This is a genomic window from Vibrio sp. V19_P1S1T109 (assembly GCF_002241375.1).
GTDB lineage: Bacteria > Pseudomonadota > Gammaproteobacteria > Enterobacterales > Vibrionaceae > Vibrio > Vibrio anguillarum.
On record NZ_NDIM01000063.1, the window covers coordinates 1 to 5,043 of the forward strand.

The following is a 5,043-nucleotide window of genomic DNA, read 5'->3' on the forward strand; positions in this document are numbered from 1 at the left end:
TGATAATATCCGCGACCAATTAGGATGTAGATCACATTGTCGGTAAATGGATGTTGTTCGCTCAAGCGACTTTTGACAAAAACAATCAAAGGTAACTCATTCATGTTTTTAAAAAATCTATCCATCAGACAGAAAATTGCAGGCTCATTTAGCCTCATCGCTTTAATCAACATCCTCTTCGCTTGGTTTTTATATAGCGAACTCCAAGAAGTCAAAAGTCAGTTGGTGAATTTTGCCGACGATACACTGCCTGCACTACAACACGTAGATTCAATGGGTGATAAACTCTCCTATTGGCGTCGTGCGCAATTTGCTTCCTTACTTACTGATGATAATAACGAGCTGAATCAACGCTTAGTGACTAGCCGCCAATTGCAGCAAGAAATTGATGCAGGTTTAAAACAGTATGGAAAAAGTGTTTGGCCAGGCGAAGAAGAGCAAACATTTAAAAAGCTAATGAAAGACTGGGATAGTTACACCAGCATAATTGCACAATTCAATCAGGCTTTAGCGAACAATGACAAAAATAGTGCGCATAAACTGTTAAACCAATCTCTCGATAATTTTCGTCATATTGAAGCCGACATAAAAACGCTGATTGGCATCTTGCAAAAAGCAATGGATGGTAACAAAAGCTATATTCTTAAAGCAGTTGACACACTGAATACTTCATCAAGTATCAGTAATGTTTCGATTATCGTCGTCATGGTCATTATCACCCTCTTCTTGACTCGCATAATTTGTGGGCCTTTGCGTTTGGTTGTTGACCAAGCAAACGCGATTGCAGAAGGTAACTTAGCAAAACAGATCGATCGTAATGCTATTGGCAATGACGAATTAGGTGAACTTGCCGATGCCTCACAAAAGATGCAGAACAATTTACGTCAACTGATCGAAGAGATCATCTCCGCTGTAACACAACTGAGCAGTGCTGTGGAAGAGATGAGTCAAATCTCCAATATCTCAGCTCAAGGTATGAAAGAGCAGCAATATCAGATCACACAAGTCGCAACAGCGATGACGCAAATGAAAGCCGCAGTGGCCGATGTAGCACGCAACACGGAAGACTCAGCATCACAAGCAAGTAGCGCCAACACTAAAGCCAAAGAGGGTGCGACAGACAATGCCGCGATGGTGAGCTCCATTCAACAAGTGGCTACAATTATTGGTCAGGCTGGCGAAACCGTTGCAAATTTAGAACAACAATCCACACAAATTAACGTGGTACTTGACGTTATTCGTAACATCGCTGAGCAAACAAACCTATTGGCACTGAACGCTGCGATTGAAGCAGCCCGCGCTGGTGAATCTGGCCGAGGCTTTGCTGTTGTTGCCGATGAAGTGCGCACCCTTGCGGGGAGAACTCAAGCTTCAACTGGCGAAATCACAACCATTATCGAAAAATTACAAACCATGGCAGGCGAAGCAAAAGAAGCAACCGAACGTTCGCGCGTCAGCATTGACTCTTGCGTCGTTCAAGGAACCCACTCGCAGCAATTGATGGTTTCAATTGAAAACTCAGTAGCTCAAATTGCGGATATGGGAACACAAATCGCCAGCGCTTGTAGTGAACAAGATTCCGTTGCCGATGAACTAAGCCGCAACATTGAAAATATCCATACGGCTTCACAAGAAGTCGCGCAGGGTTCAGAACAAACGGCGCAAGCTTGCCACGAACTCAGTCAATTATCGGTCACATTGCAAGACGCAATGGGGCGTTTCAAACTTAACTAAAATAGAGTCAGCCCCTAACGGGGCTTTCTTGTTTTTACTTACCTAGGAGATAGAATGAATTTCAAAGCCTCTTTTCTTACACTGTCAATTGCCATGGCTTTACCCTCTTTTTCAGCGACTTCTGCACCTTTAAGCCTTAACGTCAGTGAGCCTTCTATACAAGAAATTCAGCAATCCAATACTTGGCTTGAGATCGATCTTGGCCAATTCAAACAAAATATTGAGCAGTTTAAGAGCCACATCAACAGCCAAACTAAAATTTGCGCCGTGATGAAGGCTGATGCTTACGGCAACGGTATTCGCGGTTTAATGCCAACTATTCTCGCGCAAGGGATCCCTTGTATCGCAATTACCAGTAATGCAGAGGCTAGAGCCGTACGTGAGAGCGGGTTTAAAGGCCAGTTGATGCGTGTTCGCTCTGCGAGCATTGATGAAATCGCACAAAGTGTCGAGTTCGATATCGAAGAGCTAATCGGTAGTAAAATACAAGCTGAGCAACTCGCTCAGCTAAGCCAGCAAAAAGGTAAAACGATAAGAGTACATTTGGCATTAAATGATGGCGGTATGGGACGCAATGGTATCGATATGTCAACCGATGCAGGAAAACAAGAATCGATTGCGATTGCTACTCAAAGTGGCATACAAATTGTTGGGATAATGACGCATTTCCCCAATTACAACCCAGACGAAATCCGCAGCAAGTTGGCCAGTTTTAATACCAATTCAGCTTGGTTGATTCAGCAAGCAAACCTAAAACGCGATGAACTGATTTTGCATGTTGCCAACTCCTACACTGCTCTCAATGTACCGGAAGCACAACTTGATATGGTACGTCCTGGCGGCGTCCTATATGGCGACTTACCAACTAACCCGGAATATCCGTCAATCGTCTCATTCAAAACACGTATTGCCTCATTACATCATCTTCCTAAAGGAAGCACCGTTGGCTATGACAGTACATACCGCGTAACCAAAGAGAGTGTTTTGGCAAATCTGCCTGTTGGCTATTCGGATGGTTACCCAAGAAAAATGGGCAATCGCAGTGACGTATTGATTAACGGTCAACGAGCAAAGGTGGTTGGAGTAACCTCAATGAACACCACATTGGTTGACGTAACCGATGTGAAAGGCGTCCTTCCTAATCAGGAAGTCACCTTGTTTGGCGCGCAAAAACAAGGCCGAATCACTGTCAGTGAGCTGGAAGAAAATGCAGAGCTCATATTCCCTGAACTGTATACGATTTGGGGAACGGCAAACCCTCGTTTCTACATCCACTAAGCCAAGCCCACTTATTTATCTTTTGGTCCGTGAGTGTTTTGCACTCACGGTATCCCCTTTTAATTCACCGCTCGTTGTTCCTATTAACCCCTTTATTTTTCAGGCATAATCGGCTCGTTCCTTTTATTTCATATGGATGCGCATGCGACCGATTAAATCCCCTATATTCTTGGCTGTGTTAACTCTACTCTTGGCCATGACCACCATTCAATCTGGCGCGTCACTAGCCAAGCAGTTATTTCCTATTGTTGGCCCAGGTGGAACAATTGCACTGCGCGTTGGTCTCTCTGCATTAATACTGTTAATGATTTTTCGCCCATGGCAGTTACGACTTTCTCTTTCACAATGGCGCTCAATGATCATTTACGGAGCAAGCCTAGGTGGCATGCAACTGATGTTCTATTTTGCTATTGAACGAATTCCTCTTGGTATTGGGGTTGCGTTGGAGTTTTCTGGGCCATTACTCATTGCATTTCTCTCATCTAAACGCAAAAAAGATCTGATTTGGGTTGCGCTTGCTATTTTGGGTATTGTTTTTTTATTGCCCGATCTAACGGGTGTCGATGCACTTGATCCGATTGGCGTTGCACTGGCTTTAGCGGCCGGCGGATGCTGGGCAGCCTACATATGGTTTGGTCAAAGGGCGGGCAGTGTCGGTTCTGGAGGCTCAACCGTTGCGATAGGAATGACGATTGCGGCCCTGTTTGCGTTTCCAATCGGCGTTGTATTATCAGAGGCGTCTATTTTTACGTGGTCAATACTGCCTATGGCGTTATCTGTCGCGATTCTTTCAAGCGCGGTACCTTATTGCCTAGAAATGTCGGCTTTAAAGCGTTTGTCTACACAACACTTTAGTGTGTTAATGAGCTTAGAGCCCGCCATCGCCGCATTAGCTGGATTAATTATTCTTCAAGAACAATTAAGCTTAACGCAATGGATCGCCATTACGATGATCATCACTGCCTCAATGGGTAGCACGCTATCGGCGAAGAAATAAGGTGAACCGTTCAAAATAGTTCGGCACTACTGTCCCCCTCTTCGTTTTCAATGAATACACCGCTACGCAACAAGTCTTCATAACATTGTACTTGATTGCGGCCGTGGTTTTTGGCGAAGTAGAGTGCTTTGTCTGCTCTATCTAGAATCGTTGAGAGATATTCTCTTGGCGAGATAGAGCAGATACCAATGCTAAGCGTGATATGTTGAACCTGAGGAAAACGAAACTGCTCGATGTGCTGTCTAAACCTCTCGGTTCTGTTTAGCACGACCTCATACTCACTGGCAGGAAAAATAATGACGAACTCTTCTCCACCAAACCGAAACAGTTGTTCTTGATTAAGAAAAAAATTCTGCATTTGCTGAGCCACCAAGAGCAAAACTTCATCGCCAATCAGATGGCCAAAATTATCATTGATCCGTTTAAAATGGTCGAGATCAATGATGGCAACCCAAGGCATCACTGAGCCTACTGTCGCCGTTTCAGGAAGCACATCAAAGCTAAGGCGCAACCTATCCTCTAACGTCCTTCGATTCAACAACCCTGTCAGCTTGTCACGCTCATTTTCATGCAATAATAAAACGTAATTTTGGTAAATTTTAACAAAGCCTTCAATGAGCATTCGATATTGTTTGGGCGGAACTTTTAGAATCAGAGACAACCTAGCAGAAAAACTATCGTTGATCGCAATAGGGTAAATGCAATGGTATCCGTTTGTACCTAAATCTTCTATTTTAGGCTCGATATCAGAATGGTTATGTTCATAACTTGGAACCGTCTCGCCCTCATATTCCCAGTTAATTTCAAATTTTCCAGGTATACGGCTACAGATAGTAGCTTTTGCAATGACATAGGAATGAGGTCCAATATAATGTTCTAAGCAGGCCGATTTCAGAGGCAACATCTCGACTAGAGCGCTGATGACACAATAACCCAATGACACCGCATTTTTCTGCCCCGTAATTTCAACAACAGATTGGAGAATTTTATCGTCCATGCGCCCTCCCGAACATCTCTTATGATCAGTATAGGAA

The 5,043-nt window shown here is 43.9% G+C and carries 4 protein-coding genes; 3 read left to right on the forward strand and 1 reads right to left on the reverse strand.

Annotation, left to right across the window (positions count from 1 at the left end; genetic code table 11):
- Window positions 1-102 precede the first annotated feature (102 nt).
- The 3 genes from B9J87_RS03070 to B9J87_RS03080 all read left to right on the forward strand — a co-directional run bounded on the left by B9J87_RS03070 (window position 103) and on the right by B9J87_RS03080 (window position 4,009).
- Window positions 103-1,734 carry a methyl-accepting chemotaxis protein gene (locus B9J87_RS03070; protein ID WP_176429467.1) on the forward strand — a complete coding sequence of 544 codons (1,632 nt, stop codon included), beginning with the start codon at window positions 103-105 and terminating at the stop codon, window positions 1,732-1,734.
- Window positions 1,735-1,788: 54 nt separating this feature from the next.
- Window positions 1,789-3,012, forward strand: coding sequence for an alanine racemase (alr, locus tag B9J87_RS03075; RefSeq protein ID WP_094149335.1), 1,224 nt, complete (start codon window positions 1,789-1,791; stop codon window positions 3,010-3,012).
- Between the two features lie 142 nt (window positions 3,013-3,154).
- The gene (locus tag B9J87_RS03080) at window positions 3,155-4,009 is read left to right on the forward strand and encodes an EamA family transporter (RefSeq protein ID WP_029189817.1); all 855 of its coding nucleotides are present in this window, start codon (window positions 3,155-3,157) and stop codon (window positions 4,007-4,009) included.
- A 10-nt stretch (window positions 4,010-4,019) separates the two neighbouring features.
- Here the strand turns inward: B9J87_RS03080 and B9J87_RS03085 are convergent, their stop codons facing one another.
- Complete coding sequence (locus B9J87_RS03085; protein WP_013856784.1) at window positions 4,020-5,006, reverse strand: GGDEF domain-containing protein; 987 nt, start codon at window positions 5,004-5,006, stop codon at window positions 4,020-4,022.
- Window positions 5,007-5,043 lie beyond the last annotated feature (37 nt).

Bases quoted from the DNA above. Each gene is read 5' to 3' on its own strand.
- B9J87_RS03070 (WP_176429467.1), top strand. From the start codon at position 103: ATGTTTTTAAAAAATCTATCCATCAGACAGAAAATTGCAGGCTCATTT.
- alr (WP_094149335.1), top strand. From the start codon at position 1,789: ATGAATTTCAAAGCCTCTTTTCTTACACTGTCAATTGCCATGGCTTTA.
- B9J87_RS03080 (WP_029189817.1), top strand. From the start codon at position 3,155: ATGCGACCGATTAAATCCCCTATATTCTTGGCTGTGTTAACTCTACTC.
- B9J87_RS03085 (WP_013856784.1), bottom strand. From the start codon at position 5,006: ATGGACGATAAAATTCTCCAATCTGTTGTTGAAATTACGGGGCAGAAA.